Source organism: Hansschlegelia quercus, from assembly GCF_004310425.1.
Lineage (GTDB): Bacteria > Pseudomonadota > Alphaproteobacteria > Rhizobiales > Methylopilaceae > Methylopila > Methylopila quercus.
Map to the genome: position 1 here is coordinate 239,132 of NZ_SIUB01000004.1, position 23,201 is coordinate 262,332.

Consider the following 23,201-nt stretch of genomic DNA (forward strand, 5'->3'; position numbering starts at 1 on the left):
TCCCGGGTACGGTAAACAAGTGGTTAACAACGGTTAATTGGGACGCAGCATTTCGTTAATGCTTGGCTTGGGTGGCGTCCCGGCCGCTTTTCGGTGCAGAACGACCGCCCCGCCACACCGCCCTCCCCGATGCCAAAGATCAAATCCTCCTCCGTCCCAAAGCGGGGCTTCGTCGCGACCTACGAGCGCGCGATCGCGCTGCTCGGCCCGGAACGGCCGCTCGCGTTCTGGCTCGCGATCGGCAATGTCGCGCTTGCGATCGCAGCCTTCGCGGAGCCCGTCCTGTTCGGCCGGATCATCGACCGGCTGACGTCTGGCGGTGGGAGCGGCGTCGCCGAGATCGCGGCGCTCTGGGCGGCGCTTGCGCTCGCCGCCATTGGAGGCCGCGTCTGGGTTTCGCTGAACGCCGACCGGCTGTCGCACCGCAGACGGCTCGCGGTGATGACGGAGGTTTTCGGCCACGCGCTGTCGTTGCCGCTCTCGTTCCACCGCCGCACCCATTCCGGGCGGATCGTGAAGGCGCTGACGTCCGGGTCCAATGCGCTCGCGGACGTTTGGCTGTCGCTCTTCCGGTCGGGCCTCGCGACCCTGGTCGGCCTCGTCGCGCTGCTGCCGGCGACGCTGGCGCTGAACCTCAGGCTCGGGCTGATACTGGTCGCGCTCGTCGTCATCTTCGCGATCGCCACGACGATCCTGCTCCGCCGCACCCAGGCGCGGCAGGAGAACATCGAGGGTCATCATTCCGACCTCGCCCAGCGCGCGGCCGACGCGGTGTCGCAGGTCGCGGTGGTGCAGAGTTTCGCCCGCGTCCGCGCCGAGATGCAGGGCCTGTCCAGCGTCATGCAGCGGCTCCTCGACGTGCAGATGCCGCTGCTCTCGATGTGGGCGCTCGCCGCCGCCGCGACGCCCGCGGCCGGCACTCTGACCGTGCTCGGCGTCGTGCTCGCGGGCGCGGCGCTCAACGCGCAGGGCCTTGCGAGCGTCGGCGAGATCGTCACCTTCGCCTCGCTCGCGACCCTTGTGATCGGCCGGCTGGGCGACGCGGTCGCGCTGATCAACATGCTGATGCTGAACGCGCCGAAGATCGGCGAGATGCTCGACCTGCTCGAGGTCGCCCCCGATGTCGCCGAACGTCCCGACGCGCGGGATCCCGCCCGATCGAGCGGACGCGTGGCGTTCGACGCAGTCTCCTTCGCCTATGAGGCCGGCCGTCCGACGCTGGTCGACGTGTCGTTCGAGGCTCGGCCGGGCGAGACGATTGCGCTGGTCGGCGCGACCGGCTCCGGCAAATCGACCTGCCTCGCCCTGCTGTCGCGCACCTTCGACCCGCAGGCCGGGCGGGTCACGATCGACGGCGCCGATATCCGCGATCTCACCCTCGAAGGCCTCCGTCGCAATGTCGGCGTGGTGTTCCAGGAGCCGATGCTGTTCGCCCGCACGATCGCCGAGAACCTGCGCGTCGGCCGGCCTGACGCCACCGAGGCGGAGCTCGAGGCGGCCTGCGTGAAGGCGCAGGTGCTCGACGTCGTTCGTCGCCTGCCGATGGGGTTCGATACGCTTCTCGGCGAGCGCGGCGCGTCGCTCTCCGGCGGCGAGCGTCAGCGGCTCGCGATCGCCAGGGCGCTGCTCAAGGACCCGCCGATCCTTGTGCTGGACGAAGCGACCAGCGCGCTCGACGCCGGCACGGAGACGCGCGTGCAGGCCGCGCTCGACGAGGCGCGGCGCGGACGCACGACGCTCGTGATCGCCCATCGGCTTGCGACAGTGAGGGACGCCGATCTCGTGCTGGTGTTCGAGGATGGCCGGATCGTCGAGCGCGGCGCGTTCAAAGATCTGGTCGCGGCGGGCGGCGCCTTCGCCAAACTGGTCGCGGCGCAGGCGTTGACGAGCGCAAAATCGCCGGCGTCACCGCTCTTGGACAGCGGACGGCCTCTCCTCCCTATTGGAACAGGCGGCTGAGGAAACCGGCCCTGGCGCGCGCGGACGTCGGCTTCGGCTCGCCAAGCAATATGTCGACCTGAGCCTGGATCGCCGCCAGCTCGCTCTGCAGACGCCGCAACTGCTTCGGCGACATGCAGCCGATATCAAGTTCGCTCAACGCGCTCTTCGCCCTGGACATCTGCTTCAGCGCGGCGTTGGGAGCGCGGCGGTCGCGATGCTCCGCCCGTATCATCTCCGAGATGTCGAACAGCATCGCCGCGAACTCAGCCGACCGGCCGGAGTTTCGCAGTATCAGGACCTCGATCTCGGCCAGCTTGGCGGCAGAGAGCGGCCCCTCGGCGTCGGTCGTCGTCGACAGCTCGCTCTCCGCCGAAAACCTCCGCAGCGCCTCCTCAGGCAGGGCGGCCGGGACAGGATCCGCGAATGGGAAGTAGCGATCCATCGGCCCTTTGATCGCGGAGCGGCCGTCGATCATCGCAAACCCCGCCGCCCGCCAGCAGGCTCTGAGTCGCGGCGGCGTCCGGCTCAACTGAGCGCCAAGGCCGACAAACAGATCTTCGAGCTGCGTGACCTCCTCGTAAGCCCCCGGCGCGCCGCGATAGGCGAGATAGGACTGGGCCAAGCTCAGTTCCTCGATCTCCGCCTTGATCTGGTCAGCGGACTCGAAGCGATAGGCGTCGATGATTTCCGCGAGCGGCAGCTTGAGCTCTTCGGTCTGGCGCCGGAGTTTCATCCGCCGGTTCACCCAGCCATAGGCGAGCTTCACGTCCGGAGCCATCTGGAGGGCGGCTTCGATGAAGTCGTAATCCGCCTCTTCCGCCTCCGCAGGCAGGACGGCCGCAGCGACTAAGGCGAAGTCCGCGTATCGCACAGGATCGTGCGCCAGCAGCTCGCGCATCGCGGAGAGCCTGCGGTTGCCGTTGACGACGACCCCATCGGAGGAGATCAGCAGCGGCTCGGTCTGCTTCGCGTGGCGCTGAAGCTCCTGAAAAACCGGGCCTTCCGCGTCGGACGCCTTGACGATCAACAACCGGTGCAGAAGCGCCTGCACCTCGCGATCGTCCTCGGCGTCTGCGAGCCTCGCGACGCTCGTTCCCGCTCGCCGGGCGTGCGCCTCGAGTTCGGCGACGATCCGACCGTTCTCCGCCCGATAGACGAGCACCCCGTGCGGAACTGAGATCACTGGAAGATCCCGGTAGTCGCCCCGGAACGGCGTCAGACGTCTAGCGATCTCCTTCGATCCGCGGATCGCCTCAGCCCTCGCCGCTTTCGCTGGAGGCGTCGCAACGTCGTATCGGGCGGAAGCAAATGGATTTTGGAACATATCTTCCACAGTAAGCGGGGTCCGCGGCGTCGGCACGAAATGGGCCGCGCGACAGCGATCGGCAACTCGCCGGCCACGCTGAATCAGAGCGCCGCTCCCCGCAGCGCCGCTCCCCCGACATTGATTGGCAATCCGGCTTTGCGCGCGTAAAGCTTGGCCTGTCCGACGCCTTCATGCGCCGCCACCAGCACGGGTCCAGTCAAGCTGATGTCGATGCCGTTCCAACGCCTCGCGGCGCCCTTCCTCTGCCTCACGCTGGCGTTCGCCGCCACAGCGGCTTCCGCTAACCCGGTAATCGTCGTCGACGTGAAGACCGGCGGCGTGATCGAAGCGAACGAGGCGACAGCGCCTTGGTATCCGGCCTCGCTCACCAAGCTGATGACCACGCTCGTCGTGCTGAACGCCATGAAGGCCGGCAAGCTGTCGGGCGACACGCCGCTCGTCTACAGCGCCCGGGCGCAGGCCGAGCCGCCGAGCAAGATGGGCTTCCAGGTCGGCCAGACCGTGACGACCGACGACGCGCTCAAGATGCTGATGGTGCAGTCGGCCAATGACATCGCGGTGACGCTCGCCGAAAGCGTCTCCGGCAGTGTCGAGGCCTTTGTCGTGGAGATGAACCGCACGGCGCGACAGATCGGCATGACGAACACCGTTTTCGTGAATCCGAACGGTCTGCCGGTCCGGCCGGGCCCGGACCAGCAACACAGCACGGCGCGGGACCTCGCGGTGCTCGCCGTCACATTGCTGCGCCTCCACCCCGAACACGCTCCGCTGTTCAAGATCGACGCCATCCGCATCGGCGACCGCGTCATCCGCAACCACAATGGTCTCGTAGGGCGCTATCCCGAAACGGACGGCATGAAGACAGGCTACACCTGCTCGGCCGGCTACAACGTGGTCGCGAGCGCGACGCGCGGGGAGCGCCAGCTCGTAACCGTCGTGCTCGGCGCGGAATCGCCGATGATCCGTTCGGAGACCGCGATCGACGCCTTCGAGCGGGGCTTCGCCGCCTCCTCGGCCAGGACCACGCTCGGCGCGCTCGACGGAGGCTCCGGCGCTTTTGCGATCGATCTCCGCGAGCAGATGTGCGGCGCAGCCGCGGCCAAGGCCCGGCAGGCGCGCGCCAAGCTGAAGCCCGACACCCATCCCTGGCGGGACCGCCTGATGGCCAAGATCCCCGTGACGCCGGAGCCGGTCTACGCCTCCGCGGCGCCAGGCGGCGTTCAGGTCGCAGCGCAGCCGAGCGGGGCCGACGAGGACGCGCCGGCCTTCGCGCCGAACCCGGGCTCTACGCCCTCGATCGCAGGGCAGACGGTGAAGCCCGGCTCCGCCAAGGTCGGTCCGTTGAAGGCCGACGCGAAGAAGACCAAGGCCCAGCGGGCGCGCGAGGCGAAGGCGGCGAAAAGCGCCAAGCCGGTGAAGGACGCCAAGGGCCGCATGAAGATCGAACTCACGCCGCCAGGCTCCGCTTCCGCCGCGAACGGCGCGCAGGCGGTGCCGGGCTCGATCTACCGCAACGCCACGCCGGCGGACGGCAAGTCGGCGTTCTGAGAATTACAGGCTCAGGATGCGCGGCGCCGTCATGCCCGCCTCCGGGCATCCACGACTTGATCGCATCGCTCTGCGATCCCAGTAAGTCGTGGATACCCGGCTCCGCCGGGCATGACGGCTTGAGACGGCGCGAGAGACTGAACCGAAAACCATGGCCGAACGCCCCGCCCCCATTCCCTTCACGCTGCTCACCGGCTTCCTCGGCGCGGGCAAGACGACGCTGCTCAACCGGCTGTTGCGCGATCCCGCGCTCGCCGATGCTGCGGTGGTGGTCAACGAGGCCGGCGAGATCGGCGTCGACCATCTTCTCGTCGAGCATGTCGCCGACGGCGTGGTGGCGCTCGCCGGCGGATGCCTGTGCTGCTCGCTCCGCGGCGACCTGATCGCCACGCTCGAAGACCTGCTCCGGGCGCGCGATAACGGGCGCATTCCGCCGTTCCGCCGGATCGTGCTGGAGACGAGCGGGCTCGCCGATCCCGTTCCCGTGCTGCAGACACTGACGCTCCATCCCTACCTCGCCATGCGCTACCGGTTGGAAGGCGTGGTCGCGGCGCTCGACGCGGTCGCGGGGCCGGAGACGGTCGCCGAGCGCCCCGAGGCTGCACGGCAGGTCGCGATGGCGGACCATGTGGTGCTGTCGAAGACCGACCTCGCGACAGCGGAACAGGTCGTCGCCGCCCGCGCGCTGGTCGCGCGGCTGGCGCCGGCGGCGACGCTGCAGGACGCAGGCGCGCTCAATGTCGCGGCCCTGCTGGCCCCGTCGCTCGGGATCAAGCCTTCGCTCGAGGTCTTGCCCGAGGCGCATGGCGCGGTGCGCACGATCGCGATGGCGAGCGAAGCGGCGCTCAGCCGTGAAGCCTACGACTTGTTCGTGGAGCTTCTGCGTTCCGCCCATGCTCCCAAGCTATTGCGGCTCAAAGGCCTGATCCGGATCGTCGGCGACGAGCGGCCGCTCGTCGTCCAAGGGGTGCGCCACGTTTTCGCTGAGCCGCGGTTTCTGGAGAATTGGCCGGATGGCGACGTCCGCACCCGCCTCGTTGCGATCGGCGAGGACCTCGCGCCTGACCTGCTGCCCCGCCTCTACGCGGCGTTCGCAGGAACCGTTGCGCCCGACCGGCCAGACCGCGCGGCCCTGATGGAGAATCCACTGAGCCTCAGGACAGGCGGACTGTTGGGCTGAGAAACGCCCAAGCGTCGCGCGCGATCTAAGAAGTGGGCGTCCGCTGAAAACGCTGCAATTCGAGCGTTTTTACTTAGCCTTCGTTTACGCTCTTCCCGAACGGTCTTTCAACGAAACTGCGGTAGTCCTCTTGGCCGAACGATGAGGACGAAACCCAAGATGAGCATCGACGCGAGCGCGCCGTTCGAGGCCGCGACGGCAAGAAGCAACGCGCTCGGCGCGTTGATCGGCCGCGCGCGGCGGCTGCTTGCCGACCGCTCCGACACCGCGGTCGCCCAGAAGGCGGCCGGGGGCGCGTTCCTCATCCGCATCGTCAACGCCGTCATCGCCTTCGCATCGCAGATCCTTCTGGCGCGCTGGATGGGCGACGCGGAATACGGCGTCTACGTCTATGTCTGGACCTGGGTGCTGCTGCTCGGCGGCACGACCAGCCTCGGCCTCGCCTCGGCGCCGCAGCGCTTCATCCCGGAATATGCCGAGAGCGGCCAGCACGGCCTGCTGCGCGGCTTCCTGCTCGGCAGCCGCCTAATGGCGATGGCGACCTCGACGGTCATCGCGGCGATCGGACTCGCGGGGATCTGGCTGTTCTCGGAACATCTGAACAGCTGGGCGGTCGTCCCGCTCTACCTCGCGATGGTCTGCATCCCGCTGTACGTGCTGACCGACGTTCAGGATGGCATCTCGCGCACCTACAATTGGATCGACGTCGCGCTGGCGCCGGCCTTCTTCGTCCGCCCGATCCTGATCCTGCTGCTGCTGGGCGCCCTGAGCTCGCTGAGCTTCGCGCCGACCGCGACGACCGCGATGGCCGCGACGATCGTCGCCACCTGGGCGACGGCGCTGGCGCAGCTCGCGATGCTCGAGCGCCGGCTTAAGACAAAGACGGTCGCCGCCCCGCGCGCTTATGCGCCCAAGACCTGGATGAAGGTGTCGCTGCCGATCTTCATGGTCGAGGGCTTCTACCTGCTGCTCGCCTATACCGACGTGATCGTGCTCTCCGCCTTCCGCGAGCCGCACGAGGTCGGCGTCTACTACGCGGCGGTGAAGGTGATGTCGCTGGTCGCCTTCGTGTCCTTCTCGGTGTCGGCCGCCGTCGCGCATCGCTTCACCGAATACGCCGTGGCCGGCGATCGCGAAAAGCTGTCGACGATGGTGATCGACGCCGCGCGCTGGACCTTCTGGCCCTCGCTCGGCGGCTCAGTCATCGTGCTCGCGCTCGGCTGGCCGATCCTGTGGCTGTTCGGCGAGAACTTCACGGCGGGCTATCCGCTGCTGTTCGTCATCGCGATCGGCTTGCTCGCCCGCGCCAGCGTCGGGCCGCTCGAGCGGCTGCTGAACATGCTCGGTGAGCAGAACCTGTGCGCCGGCGTCTACGCCTCGGCCTTCGTGCTGAACATCGCGCTCTGCGTTCTGCTCGTGCCGGCCTTCGGCGCCATGGGCGCGGCCGCCGCGACCGCTTCGACCCTCGTGATCGAGACCGTGATCCTGTTCACGCTGACCCGCCGCAGGCTCGGCCTCGGCGCCCTGCCGTGGACCGCGCGTCAGCCTTATGTCCCGCGCGAGGTTCCCGGAGACGCCATGACTGCCGCGAACGCGCTTCCCCTAGACCTGGCCGCGCCGATCGAACGGCAGGCGGTTTCTCCTCTGGACTTCAGGCTGGTCACCATCGCCGAACTCGGCCGCTCCCACGCCGCCTGGGATGATCTCGCCGCCCGCGCTCTGGAGCCGAACCTGTTCTGCGAGGCGGATTTCGCGATCCCGGCCTCCGCGATCAAGGCGGTCGGCGGGGCCGACAAGGTCCGCATCGCCACCGTCTGGGACGGCGACCGGCTGATGGCCGCCGCGGCAGTCGTCACCCGAGGCGCGCCGCCGATCGCTGCGATGCTTTCGACCACCCCATGGGCGTTCTTTGGAGCGCTCGGCGCGCCGCTGCTCGATGCAGGCCAGCCGGTCCGCGCGGCTGAAGGCCTGCTGGACGGGCTCGCCCGCCGCGGCGACGCCGCCTTCCTGCTGCGCCTTCTGCCCGAGGGCGGCGCGACGGCGGCGGCGTTCCGCGAAGCTTGCGCCGCCACCGGCCGCAAGATCGTCCGTATCGACAGCCACGAGCGCGCCGCGCTTTCGACCGACGCCGCGGCCGAGGACTATCTGACGGAATCCCTGTCCTCGAAGAAGCTGAAGGAGCTGCGCCGGCAACTCCGCCGGCTCGGCGACGAGGCCCCGGTCACCTTCCGCGAGGCCCGCTCGGAGGAGGACGTCACGGCTGCGCTCGAACGCTTCCTCAAGCTCGAGACGCTCGGCTGGAAGGGCGAAAACGGCTCCGCCATGGCGAGCAATCCGGACCAGCTCGGCTTCGTCCGCGCGCTGTTCGCGGCCCGCGCCGCGAAGGGCTCGGCCCGCGTGATCGAGCTCTGCGTCGGCGAAGAGACCGCCGCCGCAGGCCTCGTTCTCACCGGCGGTCGTCAAGCCTGGTTCTACAAGATCGCCTATGACGAGCGCTATTCGAAGTGCTCGCCCGGCGTGCAGCTCACGATCGAGCTGACGAAGCGCCTGATCGAGGATCCCTCGATCGATACGGTCGACTCCACGGCCATCGCCAACCACCCGATGATCGACCACATCTGGCGCGAGCGGTTGGCGCTCGGTGACTGGATGATCGCCGTCCGCCCCCGCGCCGCCTCGCTGTTTGCGATCGCCGGCCTCGTCGAAACCTCGCGGCGGCGCGCCCGCACGCTCGCCCGCGATCTCTATCACCGCCTGAAGGACCGCTAAGCCATGACCGCAACCATCCGGGCCGACGCGGCGACTCTCGCCGCGAGCTATCCCACCCGCCACTTCCGCATCAGCCACGATCTCGCGAGCCACCCGCTGCTGCAGCTGCCGCGGCTGATCGAGCTCACCAAGGAGCTCGAGAAGGACCGGTTCGAGTACAATTCCGGCAAGCTCCAGCCGAACCAGAAGGCGGAGGACACTCCCCTCGTCGACCTCACGCCCGAGCAGGTCGTCTCCCAGATCGAGACCGCCGGCGCATGGATGGTGCTGAAGCGCGTCGAGAGCGTGCCGGCCTATCGCGCGATGATGGAGGAGGCGCTGCTTTCGATCGCCAAGCAGCTTGGCTATGAGAGCCTCGACGGCGCCAGCTTCCGCGACATCGAAGGCTACATCTTCGTCTCGTCCGCGAATTCGGTGACGCCGTTCCACTGCGACAACGAAGACAATTTCTTCGTGCAGATCCGCGGCCCGAAGTTCTTCCACCTGTTCGATAATGACGACCGCTCCCTGGTCTCCGAGGAGATGCTAGAGAGCGCGCCGTCCAAGCACCGCAACCTGCCTTACGATCCCTCGTTCGAGGCCCGCGCCAAGGTCTACGACCTGAAGCCCGGCGAAGGCGTGTTCGTGCCCTACCAGGTGCCGCACTGGGTGCGCACGGGCGACGATTATTCGATCTCGATGGCGATCACCTGGCGCTCGGACGCCGTTGTCCGTCGCAACAAGCTGATCTTCATGAACGCCTGGCTGCGCGAGAAGGGCTATCCGCAGGCGGCCCCCGGCGTGAACGCCACGCTCGACGGCCTGAAGGTCGCGGCCTACACCGCCGCCCGTTCGGCGCTGGAGCCGCTCCGCCGCAACGAGACCATGCGCCGCCTGCTCCGCAGCGCGGTGTTCGGCAAGAAGGCGAACTACTATTACGAGGCGCAGAAGGCCGCGGAGCAGAAGAAGGCGGCTTGAGCGAAACGCTCGACGCTTCGGACTGAGACGTCATCCCGGACGGCCGAACACGGCCGATCCGGGATCGTCCCCCGAAATGGCCCCTTTTTCTGCGTAAGATTCCGGCTCTCGCTTCGCTCGGCCGGGATGACGGCTACTCCCGCTCCCTCAGCGCTTTCCGGATGACCTTGCCGCTGGTCGTCAACGGAATCTCGTCCACGAACTCCACCTCTCGGGGATATTCGTGGGCCGAGAGCCGGTCGCGAACGAAGTGGCTAAGCTCTTCGCCCAGCGCCTCGCTCGGGTCGACGCCTGGCTTCAGCTGCACGAACGCCTTCACCACGCTCGTCCTGAGCGGGTCCGGCCTACCGACCACTGCCGCGAGCGCGACCGCGGGGTGGCGAGCGAGGCAGTCCTCGATGTCGGCGGGACCGATCCGGTAGCCGGATGAGGTGATGACGTCGTCCTCCCTGCCAACGAAGCGGAAGAAGCCGTCAGCGTCGACCGCCGCCTGATCGCCGGTGCAGAACCACTCGCCTTCGAACTTGTCCGCGGTCGCTTCCGGCTGGCGCCAATAGCAGAGAAACATCACGGGGTCCGGCCGCCGGATGCGGATTTCGCCGATCTCGCCAAATGCCGCGCAGCGCCCGTCGCCCGTGAACACGCCAACCTCGTGGCCGGGGCTGCTGAGGCCTGTGAAGCCCGGCCGCGAGGCCCCGTGGGCCGCCGACGAGACGATGACGTAGTTGCACTCTGTCTGGCCGTAGACCTCGTTGACCGGAACACCGAGCGCCGTTCGCGACCACTCCCACGACGCCTCGCCCAGCCGCTCGCCGGCCGAGACCACGCTGCGCAGCCTGAGCCCCGTCGCCGGGCGCTCGACCCGCGCCATGAGGCGAAGCGCGGTCGGTGGGATGAAGGCCCGCGTGACGCCGGCTTCCGCCATCAGCACGAAGGCGCCCTCAGGGTCGAACTTGCTGGTGGGCTGGGCGAGCACGGGAACGCCGTCGTGGAGCGCGGGCATCATCAGGTTGAGCAGGCCGCCAGCCCAGGCCCAATCCGCCGGGGTCCAGGCGACGTCGCCTTCGGCCGGGAAACCCGCGTGGGTCAGGCGGAAGCCGGGCAGATGGCCGAGAAGCACGCGCCCCCCATGCAGCGCGCCTTTCGGCGCGCCTGTGGTCCCGGAGGTGTAGATCATCAGCGCCGGGTCGTCGGGCCCGGTGTCTGCGGTCTCGACCGCGCCGCGCTCCGCGACCAGCGCGCCGTAATCGAGCGCGCCGTTCTCCGCTCCTTCGGTCGAGACGATGAGGTCGAGCGCCGGCGGCGTCTCGATCCTTCCATAGGTCGCAACGCCCGACGCGCAGGTGACGAGCGCGCGTGCGCCGGAATCGGCGAGGCGGAAGGCGAGAGCGTCGGGGCCGAAGGCCAACGCGCAGGGAACGGCCACGGCGCCGAGCCGGGCGATCGCGACATGGGCGACGGCCGCCTCAAATCCTTGCGGCAGCAGCAGCACAACCCGATCGCCTCCCGCGACGCCTCGCGACTTGAGACCCGCTGCGAGCGCGAGGGAGTCTTCGCGAAGCACTCCGTAGCTTTTGGGCTCGATCGACTTGCCGGGGCGTTTGACCAGCAGCGCGACGCGATCGGGGTCACGCGCCGCCCAGCGGTCGCAGATCGCCTCGGCGATGTTGAAGCGGTTCGGGATGTCCCAGCGGAAGCTGCGCCGCAGGCTTTCGAAGGCGTCCGGACCCGCCATTCGCCTCACCCCGCGAGGTGGGCGAATGCCCTGACCACATTGTCGTAGACCGGTCGTTTGAACGGCACGATGAGCGCCGAGAGCTCAGTGATCGGCGCCCAGCGCCAGTCTGTGAACTCCGGTTTGTGGCCGGGCTGGGACAAAGCGATCTCGCTGTCATCCCCGGTGAAGCGCAAAGCGAACCAGAGCTGCGTCTGCCCGGCATAGCGTCCGGCGCGGCCGCGGCCTGCGAACTCCGGAGGGAAGTCGTAGGCGTACCATTCGGGCGCGACCTCGATCAGCTCCGCGGAGACCACTCCGGTCTCCTCCTCGAGCTCGCGGAAGGCTGCGGCCTCCGGCTCCTCGCCCTTGTCGATCCCGCCTTGCGGCATCTGCCATTGGTAGTCGAGCCGCACGGGATCGTTCTCGCCGCGTCTTCGACGACCGACGAAGATCAGGCCTTCGCGATTCAGCAGCATGACGCCGACGCAACGACGATAGGCGCGTTTTTTCCGAGGGTTCACGAGGGTCCTTGGGGAGCGATCGCCGCGCTCGCCGGCACGAGCGCGACGCCGCGCTTGGCGAGCCCCTCGCGCCAGACGTCGATGCGCTTGAGCGTGAGAGGCGTGGCGGTGGCGAAGCCGAGCGAAACTTCGCCTTGTTTGGCGGAACGTTCGAGATCGGCGAGGGCCGCGTCGATCGAGGCGGCGTCGCCGCCGCCGTCGATCGTAGCTCCCGCCTTGGTGTGCGCGAGACCCACGCGGGAGGCGGATTGCCCAAGACGGCTATCGCCGTCGTCGGACGCGGATGCGAACAGCAGACCCCGACGGGCGAGTTCGGTGAAGACCGGCTGAACCGACGCGTCGGCGTCGAGGAATTTGCCGCCGCCGAGCGGCGCGACGCCTACATAGCCCTTCGCGCGCCCGAGCGCCCAGCGCAGCCGCTCCAGGTTGGCGGAAGCAGGAAGCGCCGTCAGGAGGGTCTGCGGGCCGGTGTCGTTTGCGGGGTATCCGAACGGCTCCATCGGCGCCTGGAGCAGAACCTCGTGTCCGGATGCGCGCGCCTTCTCGACGAGATCGGCGACGTCGTCGCCATAGGGCGAGAAGGCGAGGCTAACGGTCGCGGGGAGGCTCTGGATCGCGAGATTGGTGATCTCGCGCCCGACGCCGAGGCCCGCAACCACCAGCGCGACGCGGGCCGCGCCGGGAGCTGCGTCCGCGCCTCGGGCATAGACGTCGAGAGGGCGACGCCCGTCGGCCCCAACCCGCGGAAGCGACCCGTAGGCGCTGGATTCGAGCAACGCCGGATCCGGCGGGCGAGGGCCGGCGGCGGCCGATGCGCTCCCCGCCGGCGGCTCGCCTTCGCCCGGGATGCGGATGATGACCGGACCCTTCTTCGGCAGCGGGTCGCCCGGATTGATCACCGGCGTGCCCTCGCGATTAACCGCAGGCTCGTGCGGGTCATGCGCGTCAGGGGATTTGTTCTCGGCCTGCTGCTGCGCCGCGGGAGCGACGCCGGCCTTGCGAACGATGGTGGCGACCGCGACAGGCTCGCCGCCCAAGGGATCGTTTACGAGCAGCGCCCAAAAACCCGCGAAGACGAGCACGCCGCCGACCACGAAAGCCGCGACCGATGCAGGATCAAAACGCGCGGCCAGCTTTCCCTTCTTCGGGGAGGCCCGCTTTCCGATCGGTCTATCGAGATCGTCCTCGCTCATCGACTCCCGCCCGGCGTGAGCGCGAACTTAGCGGATTCGCAAAAAGGCCGCCGAAGAACTTGTGGTTCCGGCGGCCTTTATCCTCGTCTCGTCGGCTTAATTCGCGCTGGTCTTGCCCTGCGGCGGGAAGTTGGCGTTCGACTGGATGCCGTGCAGCAGATCGAACGCGTAGTTCATCTGCTTGTCGTCCTTGCGCTCCGGCGGAATATAGGCGGACGAGCCGGACTGCTCCTCGTCGCCGTTTTTCAGGTGCCCCTTCAGGCCGGCCTCGCCCTTGGTGTCGAAGTCCTTTTCCTTGTCCTTCAGGTCCGGCGGCAGCTCTTCCTTGACCTCGATGTCGGGCACGATGCCCTTGGCCTGGATCGACTTGCCCGACGGTGTGTAATAGCGCGCGGTCGTCAGGCGGATGGCGCCGTTCGAGCCCAGCGGCACGATGGTCTGGACCGATCCCTTACCGAAGGAGCGCGTGCCGAGGATGGTCGCGCGCTTCTGGTCCTGCAGGGCGCCCGCGACGATCTCGGACGCCGAGGCCGAGCCGCCATTGATCAGCACGATGACGGGCTTGCCCTTGATGAGGTCGCCCGGCCGCGCGTTGACGCGCTGCGACTCGTCCGGGTTGCGGCCGCGCGTGGAGACAATCTCGCCGCGCTCCAGGAAGGCGTCAGAGACCGCGATCGCCTGATCAAGCAGGCCGCCCGGATTGTTGCGCAGGTCGATGACGAAGCCCTTGAGCCTATCGGCCGGCACCTTGTCCTGGATCTGGTCGATGCCCTTCGACATCATCTCGAAGGTCTGCGCGTTGAACTGGCTGAGGCGGATGTAGCCGATGTCGTCGGTGACGACCTCCCACTTCACGCTGTCGAGACGAATCTTGTCGCGCACGAGCTTGACCTCGAGCGGCTTGTCGGCGCCTTCGCGCACGATGGTCAGCGTGATCGGCGTGCCGATCGCGCCACGCATCTTCTCGACGGCCTGCTCGAGGGTCAGGCCCTCGATGGCCTGCCCGTCAAGCTTGGTGATGAGGTCCTTTGCGCGGATGCCGGCGCGCGAGGCCGGGGTGTCGTCGATCGCGCCCTGAACCCGGATGTTGTTCTCGAACATCTCGACCTTGATGCCGAGGCCGCCGAACTCGCCGTCGGTGTTGGTCCGCATCTCCTTGTACGCCTTGGCGTCCATGTAGGAGGAATGCGGGTCGAGGCTCGACAGCATGCCGTTGATCGCCGATTCGACGAGCTTCGCGTCGTCCGGCTTCTCGACATAGTCCGCGCGGACGCGCTCGAAGACGTCGCCGAACAGGTTGAGCTGACGGTAAGTGTCGGCGGCGCCCGCCGCTTCGGCGACCGAGCCGAAGAACGATCGAGGCTGGAGGGCCATGCCCGCAGCCGACGCGCCGACGACCGCGCCGATCAGGACCAGGGAAACCTTGCGCATCAGCCGCCTGCCTTTTCGCCTGAAGTCCCGGCCCACCAGGGAGACGGGTCGATCGAGCCCCGATCTTTGCGGAACTCGACGTAGAGCACGGGTCGGACGCCAGGGGAAGGCGCCGCAGCGCCGTTCTGGCCGCCCTGCATCGCAGCGACGGGTTCGCCCGCAAGGACGAACTGGTTCAGCGCGACGTTGATCCGCTCCATGCCCGCCAAGACGATATAGTAGCCGTCGCCGGCATTCAGGATCAAGACTTGTCGGTAGGATCGGAATGGACCGGCATAGACCACCCATGCGTCCGCCGGCGCAGAGACCGTTGCGCCGGGCGCGGTCTCGATCGTCACGCCCTGCTCTGTAGAGCCTCCCGGCCCATCCTGCCCATAATCGGAAAGTCTTTTGCCGGAGACCGGCATGGCGAGCATGCCCTTGACCTGGTCGAAGGGCGCCGCCGGCGCGAGCCGCGACGGATCGTGCAGGGCAGCCATGTCCATCGAGCCTGCCGGTTTCGAAGCCTTTGCGGCGTCGGCCGAGGCGCGCGCGCGGTCCTGCTCCATCTTCTCGATGAGTTGCTCGAGGTCGCCGACATTGCGCGTCAGCGCTCCGGCGCGATCGGCCTCGGCGGTGAGCGCCGCCTGCTGCTGGCCAAGCTGGCGCTGGCGCTCGTCCACCAGCGCGGCCAACCGCTCGCGCTCGGCGGCGAGGTCCTTCAGTTCTGCCGCGAGGGCGTCGCGCTCCTCGGTCTGCAGCTCCTTCAGCCGAGCCATCTCTCGAAGATCGGAAGCGAGCGATTCGGCCTCCGCGCGCATGTCCGGGACCACCGCGCCGAGCAGGATCGCGGAGCGCACCGCCTCGAGCGCATCATTGGGGCGGACGAAAAGCGCGGGCGGCGGTTGGCGGCCCATCCGTTGAAGGGCTGCGAGAACGTCGGCCAGAACGCCACGGCGGCTCGCGAGGGAGGCCTTCAGCTGGCGCTCGGACTCCGTCATCTCGCCGATTCGCAGTTCGCGGGCCGCGATGCCGGGCTCCTTCTCCTGGAGCGACGCCGCGGTATCGATCAGCGCCTTCTGAAGCTTGCCGCGCTCGCCCTTGAGCGCCTCGATCTCGGCCGCGAGCCGCTGCCGGCGCTCCTGCGTCTCGCGCAGACTCTCGCGTGCGGTCTCCAGCGCTTTGCGCTGCTCTGCGGCGGGGTCCGGCGCCGGCTCCTGGGCGCGAGCGACCCCGCTCGCCAGCAGTGCGAGCGCAGTCAGGCCGGCATAGAGCGGGACACGCTTCATCGACCTATTTGAACGCGCCGAGTTTAACGGTTCGTCAACCACGTAGCGATCGCGTGACTAGGAGCGCGGACGCGTTACAACTGCGCCAGCGCCCATGCGCTTCCGGAGCCTGACAGATGATTCGCTTGGCCTGCGCCCTCAGTCTCGTCCTCTTCGCAGCGAGCGCCGCGCGTGCCGACACCGTTCCGAAACGTGTAGCAGGACTGTGGGAGACGGTGACCTCCACGAACACCGGGTCGACAAAGGGTCGAGAGTGCATTGACGAAGCGACGGATCGGCTCGTCTATCAAGCTTCGACGGCTCTGACGTGCCGGAAGCTGAACTTCCAACGTTCGGCCGATGGTTATCTCGCGTCAGGCAACTGCAACTCGGGCGGCATGGCGATCGAGGAGAGCATCGCCGTCACTGGCGATTTCACGAACTTTGCAAAGGCGGAGACCAACGTGTCGATGTCGGGCCTGCCCGGCGAGGCCGCCCCGCGCACGTTCCGCACCACGATCGAGAACCGCCGGCTTGGCGACTGCGCGCCGGGTCAGCAGCCGGGCGACGTTATCTTGCCGAACGGCGAAGTGTTTCACGTCGCCCCGCCGTCCCGCTGAACGGCGAGGGCCGCGAACCTTCAGACGCTGCGGTTGGCGGGGTCGCGCGCTTCCTGCTTGTAGAGGTTGTCGGTCGCGCGTTCCGACACCGCCTTTTCGTTGCGCGTCATCTTCCGCGTGCGCAGCATGCCGTAGGCGATCGCGCAGCCCAGGATGATCACGCCGACGACGGTCAGCAGGCTCCAAAGGTCTCCGGCTCCGTTGGCCATATCGCGTCTCCTTTGCGTTAAGAGCGCCGGCGGCGCCTTTGTCTCGGGAGTAAAAGGTTCGGTCTCCCGCTGTGGTTCCCTCACGTCTCCGAAATGAGGCTATGGTCTCGGCGTGATGACCGACCTGGAGCCCACACGGGAAGACCTGATCGCCGCGCTGGAATGGCAGGTCGCGATGGGGGTCGACGTCTGCCTCGACGAAGCTCCGCGTGACCGCTTCGCCGAAGCCGCGATCGCGAGAGCGCCGTCCGCGGCGTCCGAGCCTCCGTCCGCAGCGCCGCGCGCGCCCTCGACCGCGCTGCTCGCGAGCCCGCAGGAGACTGCCGGCGCCGCGCGGCAGGCCGCGGCCTCGGCCGCGACCCTCGACGAGCTGCGCGCCATCCTCGATCGCTTCGACGGCTGCGCGCTGAAGGCGACCGCCAGCCGCACGGTCTTCGCCGACGGCAACCCCGCGGCGCGGCTGATGCTGGTCGGCGAGGCGCCGGGGCGCGAAGAGGATCTTTCGGGTCTGCCATTCGTCGGCCGTTCCGGCCAGTTGCTCGACCGCATGCTGGCGGCGATCGGGCTCGACCGCTCGTCGGTCTACATCGCGAACGTCATTCCCTGGCGGCCGCCCGGCAATCGAACGCCCACGCCGCAGGAGACCGAAACGTGCCTGCCCTTCATCCGCCGGCAGATCGAGCTCTGCGACCCGGACGTGCTGGTGGCGCTCGGCGGCTCGGCCGCGCAGAGCCTGTTCCGCGCGAAGGACGGCATCCTGAAACTGCGCGGCCGCTGGCTCGACTATGAAACGGGCCAGCGTTCGGTGAAGGCGATGGCGACGCTGCACCCCGCCTACCTGCTCCGCAGCCCGGCCCAGAAGAAGTTCGCCTGGCGCGACCTGAAGGCTGTAAAGCGCGCGCTCGACGGCGGCTGACCAGCGACCGGCTGAACGCTGGTGATGTCCGCCGCGCGTGACCGCGCTATGTCAGTCTCAAAGGGCGTCGGAGGGACTTGCATGCGTTGGGACGATTTTCGCCGGAGCGACAATGTCGACGACGTCCGCGATCAGGGCGGCGGCGGGGGCGGCTTCCGCTTTCCGGGCGGCGGCGGAGGCGTCGGGATCGGCGGCTTGATCGTTGTCGGCCTTGTCTCCTGGGCGCTCGGCATCGATCCCCGGATCGTGCTGTCGGGCCTGGAGACCATCCAGGGCGGCGGCTCCGGCTATAGCCAGCAGGAGCAACCGGGCCAGAAGCGGGAGCTGAACGCGGAAGAGAAGCAGCAGGGCGATTTCGTGCGCGCCGTGCTCGCCCAGACCGAGGACGTGTGGGGGGACCTCTTCAAGCAGTCCGGCTCGCAATACCAGCCGCCGCGCCTGACGTTGTTCAGCCGCGTCACCCGATCGGGCTGCGGCGCAGCGCAGTCAGCGATGGGGCCGTTCTACTGCCCCGAGGACAAGAAGGTTTATCTCGACACCGAGTTCTTCGACGAGCTGTCGCAGCGCTTCCGGTCGCCCGGCGATTTCGCGCGCGCTTACGTGATCGCGCACGAGATCGGCCATCACGTGCAGGACGAGCTCGGCATCCTCGGCAAGGCCAATGCGGCGCGTCAGCGGGCGGGTTCGGAGGAAGAGTCAAACGCGATCTCCGTCCGCATCGAACTCCAGGCCGACTGCTTCGCCGGCGTCTGGGCTTATTGGGCGGACAAGAAGTACCACATCCTGGAGGGCGGCGACGTCGAGAGCGCGCTTCAGGCCGCGACCGCGATTGGAGACGACACGCTACAAAAGCGCTCTGGCGGCTCGGTGGTGCCCGACAGCTTTACCCACGGCAGCTCCGCGCAACGCGTGAAGTGGTTCCGCACCGGCGTGCAGAACGGCGATCCGAAGCAGTGCAACACGTTTGCGAACGGCGCGCTTTGAGGCGGTCGTAGCAACGCGTCATCCCGGACGGCCGTGACGCCGATCCGGGATGTCTTCCGAAAGGGCGTCTGATCCTGCGGACGATCCCTGGCTCTTGCTTCGCACAGCCGGGGTGACGTTCCGAGACGGGCCTCGCTCTAAAGCTCAGGCCGCCTGACGCGGCGCCGGCAAGGCCAAGGCGTTGCGCGCTGCGGCGGCTTCCCGACGCGCGGCTTCGCGCTCCGCCTCGAGGCGCCCGGTTTCGGCGCGGCGACGCTTCGCCTCCTTGCGCCAGCGGCGCTGGCCGGCCCAGGACGCGACGCCGCCGACGACCACGCCGGCCATCAGTGAGGCCAGAATCACCGCGAACAACGGAAGGGTGACGGCAAGCGCGGGCGCTTCCGGCGCGAAGGGGTCGAAGCCCACGACGACGTCCTGCCGGTTCGCCACGGCGAAGAGCACGATGACGATCGCAAGCGGGATCCCGATCAGCCCGCTGAGGAACCGCCGAAACGTCATGCCGGAACGGCCTCGTCCCTGTTCAGACGCACGCGCATCTCCTTACCCGTCTTGAAGAAGGGCACGACCTTGCCCTCGACCGAAACGTGCTCGCCGGTCCGGGGGTTCCGGCCGACACGGGCAGGCCTCGCCTTGACGGAGAACGCGCCGAAACCGCGCAGCTCCACGCGATCGCCTTTCGCCAGGGCGTCGACGATGCCGTCCAGTATCGAATTGATGATGTTCTCGACATCGCGCTGGTAGAGATGAGGGTTCATCTCAGCGATCTTGGCGACGAGTTCCGACTTTATCATGATCCCTCCGATCGACGACCGGACATCGCGACTGAAAACAAAGTATTCTATAGAATTCAGAATTGTCTAAGAAGGTTGCCAGATGGCGAGAAGACCGTCAAGGACGCCGCGTTCGCCGTTTCGTCGAAGGGACGCAGCGACGCCGGGCATGCCCGCCGCGTCCGCAAGCGCGGCCGCGGCTCCGCCAAAGCCGAACCCAAAGCCGCTCTTCGGCTTCCAGTCGCGCACCGGTAGTTCGGTGTCGACGCCCTTCGTGGCGAGCCAGGCAATCGCCTCCTTCTCGCCGCCGATCTCGTCCACAAGCCTCAGCCCGATCGCCTGACGGCCGGTGAAGACGCGGCCGTCGGACACCGTGGCGAGGCCGGCGTCGTCGAGACCGCGGCGCTCCTTCACGATCTCCTTGAACCAGGCGAAGCTGTCGAGGATCAGCGTCTCGATCGCCTTGCGCGCCTCCGGGCTCGTCGGCTCGACGCCGTTCGGCGCGGCCTTCAGCGGCGCCGACTTGATGCTTTCGACCTCGACGCCGATCGTCTTTAGCAGGCCGGTGAAGTTCGGATATTGCGCGAGCACGCCGATCGACCCGGTGATCGAGGTCTTGTGCGCCACGATGTGGTCCGCCGCGATCGCGGCGACATAGCCGCCGGATGCCGCGACCGAGCCGAGCACCGCCGCGACGGGGCGATCCTTCGCGACCTCGCGCAGAGCGTCGTACAGCTCCTCGGAGGCAGTCACGCCGCCGCCGGGGCTGTCGATCATCAGCAGCACGCCCTTGGCGTCGCTCTTGGCGAGATCCTTGAGCAGCTTGTCGCGCTTCTCGTCGCTGAAGATGACGCCGGACAGCTCGATCTTGGCGATGTGCGGCCCGCGCGCGCCGCGACCGCTCTCCCCGCCCCGCAGCGCCAGCGCGCCGAGCACGACCGCCGCGATCGCCAGAGCCACCGCGCCGATGCGCCAGCCGGCGAGACGGCGGCGCAATGAGCGGCGATCGAGAATGGCGTCGGTTTCGAGGGTCATGGCCGGGCGAGCTTTCCGAATGCGCGCGGCGGAAACGGCCGCGGACAATTGAAGATTTGCGCCACGGCCTAGCATGAGAAAGGCCCGGGCGAAATGATCGCCCGGGCCTCCGGCAGTTCCATATGCTCGGCTGAGCGATCTTAGTCTTCGGAGCCTTCGCCGCTGCGCTTCTTCAGCGCCGCGCCGAGGATGTCGCCAAGCGACGCGCCCGAGTCGGACGAACCGTACTGAGCCACGGCTTCCTTCTCTTCGGCGATTTCGAGCGCCTTGATCGACACGTTGACCTTGTGGGCCTTCTTGTCGAACAGCGTGATGCGGGCGTCGAACTTCTGGCCGACCGAGAAGCGCTCGGGGCGCTGATCGGCGCGGTCGCGGGCGAGATCGGCGCGGCGCACGAAGGCGGTCACGTCGCTGTCCGCGATCTTCACGTTCAGGCCGCCCTCGGTGACCTCGGTCACTTCGCAGGTGACCACGGAGCCCTTGCGCATCTCGCCGGTCGTGTCGACGAACGGGTCGCCGCCGAGCTGCTTCACGCCGAGCGAGATCCGCTCCTTCTCGACGTCGACGTCGAGAACCTGGGCGCGGACGATGTCGCCCTTCTTGAACTCCTCGATGACGAGCTCGCCCGGACGGCTCCAGTCGAGGTCCGAGAGGTGCACCATGCCGTCGACGTCGCCGTCGAGGCCCAGGAACAGGCCGAACTCGGTCTTGTTCTTGACCTCGCCTTCGACCTCGGAGCCGACCGGGTGGCCCTCGATGAAGGCCTCCCAGGGGTTCTGCATGGTCTGCTTGAGGCCGAGCGAGATGCGGCGCTTCACGGGGTCGACCTCGAGCACCATCACCTCGACCTCCTGGGAGGTCGCGACGATCTTGCCGGGGTGAACGTTCTTCTTGGTCCACGACATCTCGGAGACGTGGATCAGGCCTTCGATGCCGGGCTCGAGCTCCACGAACGCGCCGTAGTCGGTGATGTTCGTGACGCGGCCGGTGAACTTGGCGCCCGCCGGGTACTTGGCCTCGATGCCCTGCCACGGATCGTCGAGCAGCTGCTTCATGCCGAGCGAGATGCGGTGCGTCTCATGATTGATCTTGATGATCTTCACCTTCACCTGCTGCCCGATCTGGAGCAGCTCGGTCGGGTGGTTCACGCGACGCCACGCGATGTCCGTGACGTGCAGCAGGCCGTCGATGCCGCCGAGATCCACGAACGCGCCGTAATCGGTGATGTTCTTGACGACGCCCTCGATGACCTGACCCTCTTCGAGGTTCTGGACCAGCTCCTGGCGCATCTCGGCGCGCGATTCTTCAAGCACGGTGCGGCGCGACACGACGATGTTGCCGCGGCGGCGATCCATCTTGAGGATCTGGAAGGGCTGCGGCGTACCCATCAGCGGGCCGACGTCGCGCACCGGGCGGATGTCGACCTGGCTGCGCGGCAGGAAGGCGGTCGCGCCCTCGAGGTCGACGGTGAAGCCGCCCTTGACCTGGTTGAGGATGACGCCCTCGACCTTCTGGTTGTCGTTGAAGGCGACCTCGAGCTTGACCCAGCTCTCTTCGCGGCGCGCTTTGTCGCGCGACAGCACGGCTTCGCCGAGAGCGTTCTCGACGCGCTCGAGATAAACCTCGACGACGTCGCCGACCTTCAGCGGAGCGTCGCGGCCCATGCCGGCGAACTCGCGGATGGCGACACGGCCTTCGGTCTTCAGGCCGACGTCGATGACGGCCATGTCCTTTTCGATCGCGGTGATCGTGCCCTTGACGACGGAGCCTTCGGCGACGTCGTGCTCGCCGAAGGACTCTTCGAGCAGCGCGGCGAAATCGTCGCGCGAAGGGTTAGAAGCGGTAGCAGTGGCGTTCATAAAATCTCCCAGCCCGTCTTCGGGCCCAGCGCCGGCGTTCGTGTTGATGGTCGGGTTCGACGATCGCCTGCGTCCGGTGCGCGTCTCCCCTCGGGAGACGGGCCGGCGCCTGGACGCATGCGGCCGGGAACCCCATCCGCGAAAACGCGACGTTGGCGCCGCATCCGAAGGCGCGGCCGCGCAAGCGTCAGAACGCCTCTACGGATGGGCGCGTCGTTAGCAGATCAGGCGGTTCCGCGCAACGCACGAACGCCTGTTCCGGATCGTGGCGTTCCAGTGCGGAGTCGAAGCCGCTCGCCGGCTTTTGGCGCCGGCGTGGTCAGACCGGAACGATCACGAGGCCGGGGTTCTTCCAGTCAGCCCGTCGATGATCGCGATCGCCGCGGCAAATACGGCATCGGCGTCGAGCGTTGTGGTGTCGAGCGTCACCGCGTCGTCTGCGGCCTTCAACGGCGCCGTGGCGCGATTCATGTCGCGGTGATCGCGGGCGCGAATGTCGGCGAGGATCGCGGCCTCGTCGACCTCCTCCCCCCTGCTCTCCAGCTCCAGGGCGCGGCGTCGGGCGCGCTCCTCCGGAGAGGCGATGACGAAGAGCTTGGCGTCGGCGTCCGGGCAGATGACCGTGCCGATGTCCCGCCCGTCCAGCACGGCGCCCGGCGCTTCAGCCGCGAAGCGGCGCTGCATCTCGAGCAGCGCCTGGCGAACCTGCGGATAGGACGAGACGACGGACGCCCCTGCGCCGGCCGCCTCGCTGCGCAAGGCCGAATCCGAGAGGAAGGCCGGATCCAGATGGCGGGCCTCCTCGGCGCCGGCCTCGGCGTCTTCGAGCATGTCGCGATGGATGAGCTTCAGCGCGACCGCGCGATAAAGCAGCCCGGTGTCGAGATGGCGCAGGCCGTAATGCCTGGCGAGGCGGCGGGCGAGCGTCCCTTTGCCGGACGCCGCAGGCCCGTCGATCGCGACGATCACTTCCCCGC

At 68.0% G+C, this 23,201-nt stretch carries 20 protein-coding genes; 8 read left to right on the forward strand and 12 right to left on the reverse strand.

From position 1 onward, the window contains the following. The first annotated feature begins 129 nt into the window (after nucleotides 1-129). On the forward strand, nucleotides 130-1,959 hold the full coding sequence (locus tag EYR15_RS10540) for a glucan ABC transporter ATP-binding protein/ permease (protein ID WP_131003497.1): 1,830 nt from the start codon (nucleotides 130-132) through the stop codon (nucleotides 1,957-1,959). Here the strand turns inward: EYR15_RS10540 and EYR15_RS10545 are convergent. After that, the gene (locus tag EYR15_RS10545) at nucleotides 1,940-3,124 is read right to left on the reverse strand and encodes a hypothetical protein (RefSeq protein WP_131003498.1); all 1,185 of its coding nucleotides are present in this window, start codon (nucleotides 3,122-3,124) and stop codon (nucleotides 1,940-1,942) included. The two genes, EYR15_RS10540 and EYR15_RS10545, sit on opposite strands and share 20 nt — an antisense overlap. Before the next feature lie 354 nt (nucleotides 3,125-3,478). On the opposite strand from EYR15_RS10545, the gene EYR15_RS10550 reads away from it, so the two are divergent. From EYR15_RS10550 to EYR15_RS10565, 4 genes are all read left to right on the forward strand, one after another. Next, nucleotides 3,479-4,816: a D-alanyl-D-alanine carboxypeptidase family protein gene (locus EYR15_RS10550; RefSeq protein WP_245498249.1), complete on the forward strand. Its 1,338-nt coding sequence runs from the start codon at nucleotides 3,479-3,481 to the stop codon at nucleotides 4,814-4,816. 151 nt (nucleotides 4,817-4,967) lie between these two features. After that, nucleotides 4,968-5,996, forward strand: coding sequence for a CobW family GTP-binding protein (locus EYR15_RS10555; protein ID WP_131003499.1), 1,029 nt, complete (start codon nucleotides 4,968-4,970; stop codon nucleotides 5,994-5,996). 159 nt (nucleotides 5,997-6,155) lie between these two features. Further along, the gene (locus tag EYR15_RS10560; protein WP_131003500.1) at nucleotides 6,156-8,765 is read left to right on the forward strand and encodes a GNAT family N-acetyltransferase; all 2,610 of its coding nucleotides are present in this window, start codon (nucleotides 6,156-6,158) and stop codon (nucleotides 8,763-8,765) included. A 3-nt stretch (nucleotides 8,766-8,768) separates the two neighbouring features. Beyond that, a complete protein-coding gene (locus tag EYR15_RS10565; protein ID WP_131003501.1) occupies nucleotides 8,769-9,722 on the forward strand; it encodes a cupin-like domain-containing protein in 954 nt (317 codons plus the stop codon). A 133-nt stretch (nucleotides 9,723-9,855) separates the two neighbouring features. Here EYR15_RS10565 and EYR15_RS10570 read toward each other — a convergent pair whose 3' ends face one another. The 5 genes from EYR15_RS10570 to EYR15_RS10590 all read right to left on the reverse strand — a co-directional run bounded on the left by EYR15_RS10570 (nucleotide 9,856) and on the right by EYR15_RS10590 (nucleotide 15,852). Continuing rightward, nucleotides 9,856-11,457 (reverse strand): AMP-binding protein, encoded by a 1,602-nt coding sequence (locus EYR15_RS10570; RefSeq protein WP_131003502.1) that lies wholly within the window; start codon nucleotides 11,455-11,457, stop codon nucleotides 9,856-9,858. Nucleotides 11,458-11,462: 5 nt separating this feature from the next. Then, complete coding sequence (locus EYR15_RS10575) at nucleotides 11,463-11,960, reverse strand: RNA pyrophosphohydrolase (RefSeq protein ID WP_280987215.1); 498 nt, start codon at nucleotides 11,958-11,960, stop codon at nucleotides 11,463-11,465. Then, a complete protein-coding gene (locus EYR15_RS10580; protein WP_131003503.1) occupies nucleotides 11,957-13,153 on the reverse strand; it encodes a divergent polysaccharide deacetylase family protein in 1,197 nt (398 codons plus the stop codon). The genes EYR15_RS10575 and EYR15_RS10580 overlap by 4 nt, the downstream gene beginning before the upstream one ends. A 96-nt stretch (nucleotides 13,154-13,249) precedes the next feature. Further along, complete coding sequence (locus tag EYR15_RS10585) at nucleotides 13,250-14,587, reverse strand: S41 family peptidase (RefSeq protein WP_131003600.1); 1,338 nt, start codon at nucleotides 14,585-14,587, stop codon at nucleotides 13,250-13,252. Continuing rightward, on the reverse strand, nucleotides 14,584-15,852 hold the full coding sequence (locus EYR15_RS10590) for a murein hydrolase activator EnvC family protein (RefSeq protein ID WP_131003504.1): 1,269 nt from the start codon (nucleotides 15,850-15,852) through the stop codon (nucleotides 14,584-14,586). The genes EYR15_RS10585 and EYR15_RS10590 overlap by 4 nt, the downstream gene beginning before the upstream one ends. A gap of 116 nt (nucleotides 15,853-15,968) precedes the next feature. Between EYR15_RS10590 and EYR15_RS10595 the strand changes: the two genes are divergently transcribed. Then, entirely contained in the window at nucleotides 15,969-16,451 is a 483-nt protein-coding gene (locus EYR15_RS10595; RefSeq protein ID WP_131003505.1) for a DUF3617 domain-containing protein, read from the forward strand. Between the two features lie 20 nt (nucleotides 16,452-16,471). Here EYR15_RS10595 and EYR15_RS10600 read toward each other — a convergent pair whose 3' ends face one another. Then, nucleotides 16,472-16,660 (reverse strand): hypothetical protein, encoded by a 189-nt coding sequence (locus EYR15_RS10600; RefSeq protein WP_131003506.1) that lies wholly within the window; start codon nucleotides 16,658-16,660, stop codon nucleotides 16,472-16,474. A 115-nt stretch (nucleotides 16,661-16,775) separates the two neighbouring features. Here EYR15_RS10600 and EYR15_RS10605 point away from each other — a divergent pair, with 115 nt between their 5' ends. Together EYR15_RS10605 and ypfJ are read left to right on the forward strand one after the other, a co-directional pair. Next, complete coding sequence (locus tag EYR15_RS10605; protein WP_131003507.1) at nucleotides 16,776-17,576, forward strand: uracil-DNA glycosylase; 801 nt, start codon at nucleotides 16,776-16,778, stop codon at nucleotides 17,574-17,576. Between the two features lie 81 nt (nucleotides 17,577-17,657). Continuing rightward, entirely contained in the window at nucleotides 17,658-18,560 is a 903-nt protein-coding gene (gene ypfJ, locus EYR15_RS10610) for a KPN_02809 family neutral zinc metallopeptidase (RefSeq protein ID WP_131003508.1), read from the forward strand. A 144-nt stretch (nucleotides 18,561-18,704) separates the two neighbouring features. Here ypfJ and EYR15_RS10615 read toward each other — a convergent pair whose 3' ends face one another. From EYR15_RS10615 to cmk, 5 genes are all read right to left on the reverse strand, one after another. Next, nucleotides 18,705-19,058: a lipopolysaccharide assembly protein LapA domain-containing protein gene (locus tag EYR15_RS10615; RefSeq protein ID WP_131003509.1), complete on the reverse strand. Its 354-nt coding sequence runs from the start codon at nucleotides 19,056-19,058 to the stop codon at nucleotides 18,705-18,707. Continuing rightward, nucleotides 19,055-19,351, reverse strand: a complete 297-nt coding sequence (locus EYR15_RS10620; protein WP_131003510.1) for an integration host factor subunit beta — start codon at nucleotides 19,349-19,351, stop codon at nucleotides 19,055-19,057. The genes EYR15_RS10615 and EYR15_RS10620 overlap by 4 nt, the downstream gene beginning before the upstream one ends. 66 nt (nucleotides 19,352-19,417) lie before the next feature. Further along, entirely contained in the window at nucleotides 19,418-20,365 is a 948-nt protein-coding gene (sppA, locus tag EYR15_RS10625; RefSeq protein ID WP_131003511.1) for a signal peptide peptidase SppA, read from the reverse strand. A 140-nt stretch (nucleotides 20,366-20,505) separates the two neighbouring features. Further along, complete coding sequence (gene rpsA, locus EYR15_RS10630; RefSeq protein WP_131003512.1) at nucleotides 20,506-22,224, reverse strand: 30S ribosomal protein S1; 1,719 nt, start codon at nucleotides 22,222-22,224, stop codon at nucleotides 20,506-20,508. A gap of 333 nt (nucleotides 22,225-22,557) precedes the next feature. After that, on the reverse strand, nucleotides 22,558-23,193 hold the full coding sequence (gene cmk, locus EYR15_RS10635; protein WP_131003513.1) for a (d)CMP kinase: 636 nt from the start codon (nucleotides 23,191-23,193) through the stop codon (nucleotides 22,558-22,560). Nucleotides 23,194-23,201: the final 8 nt, after the last annotated feature.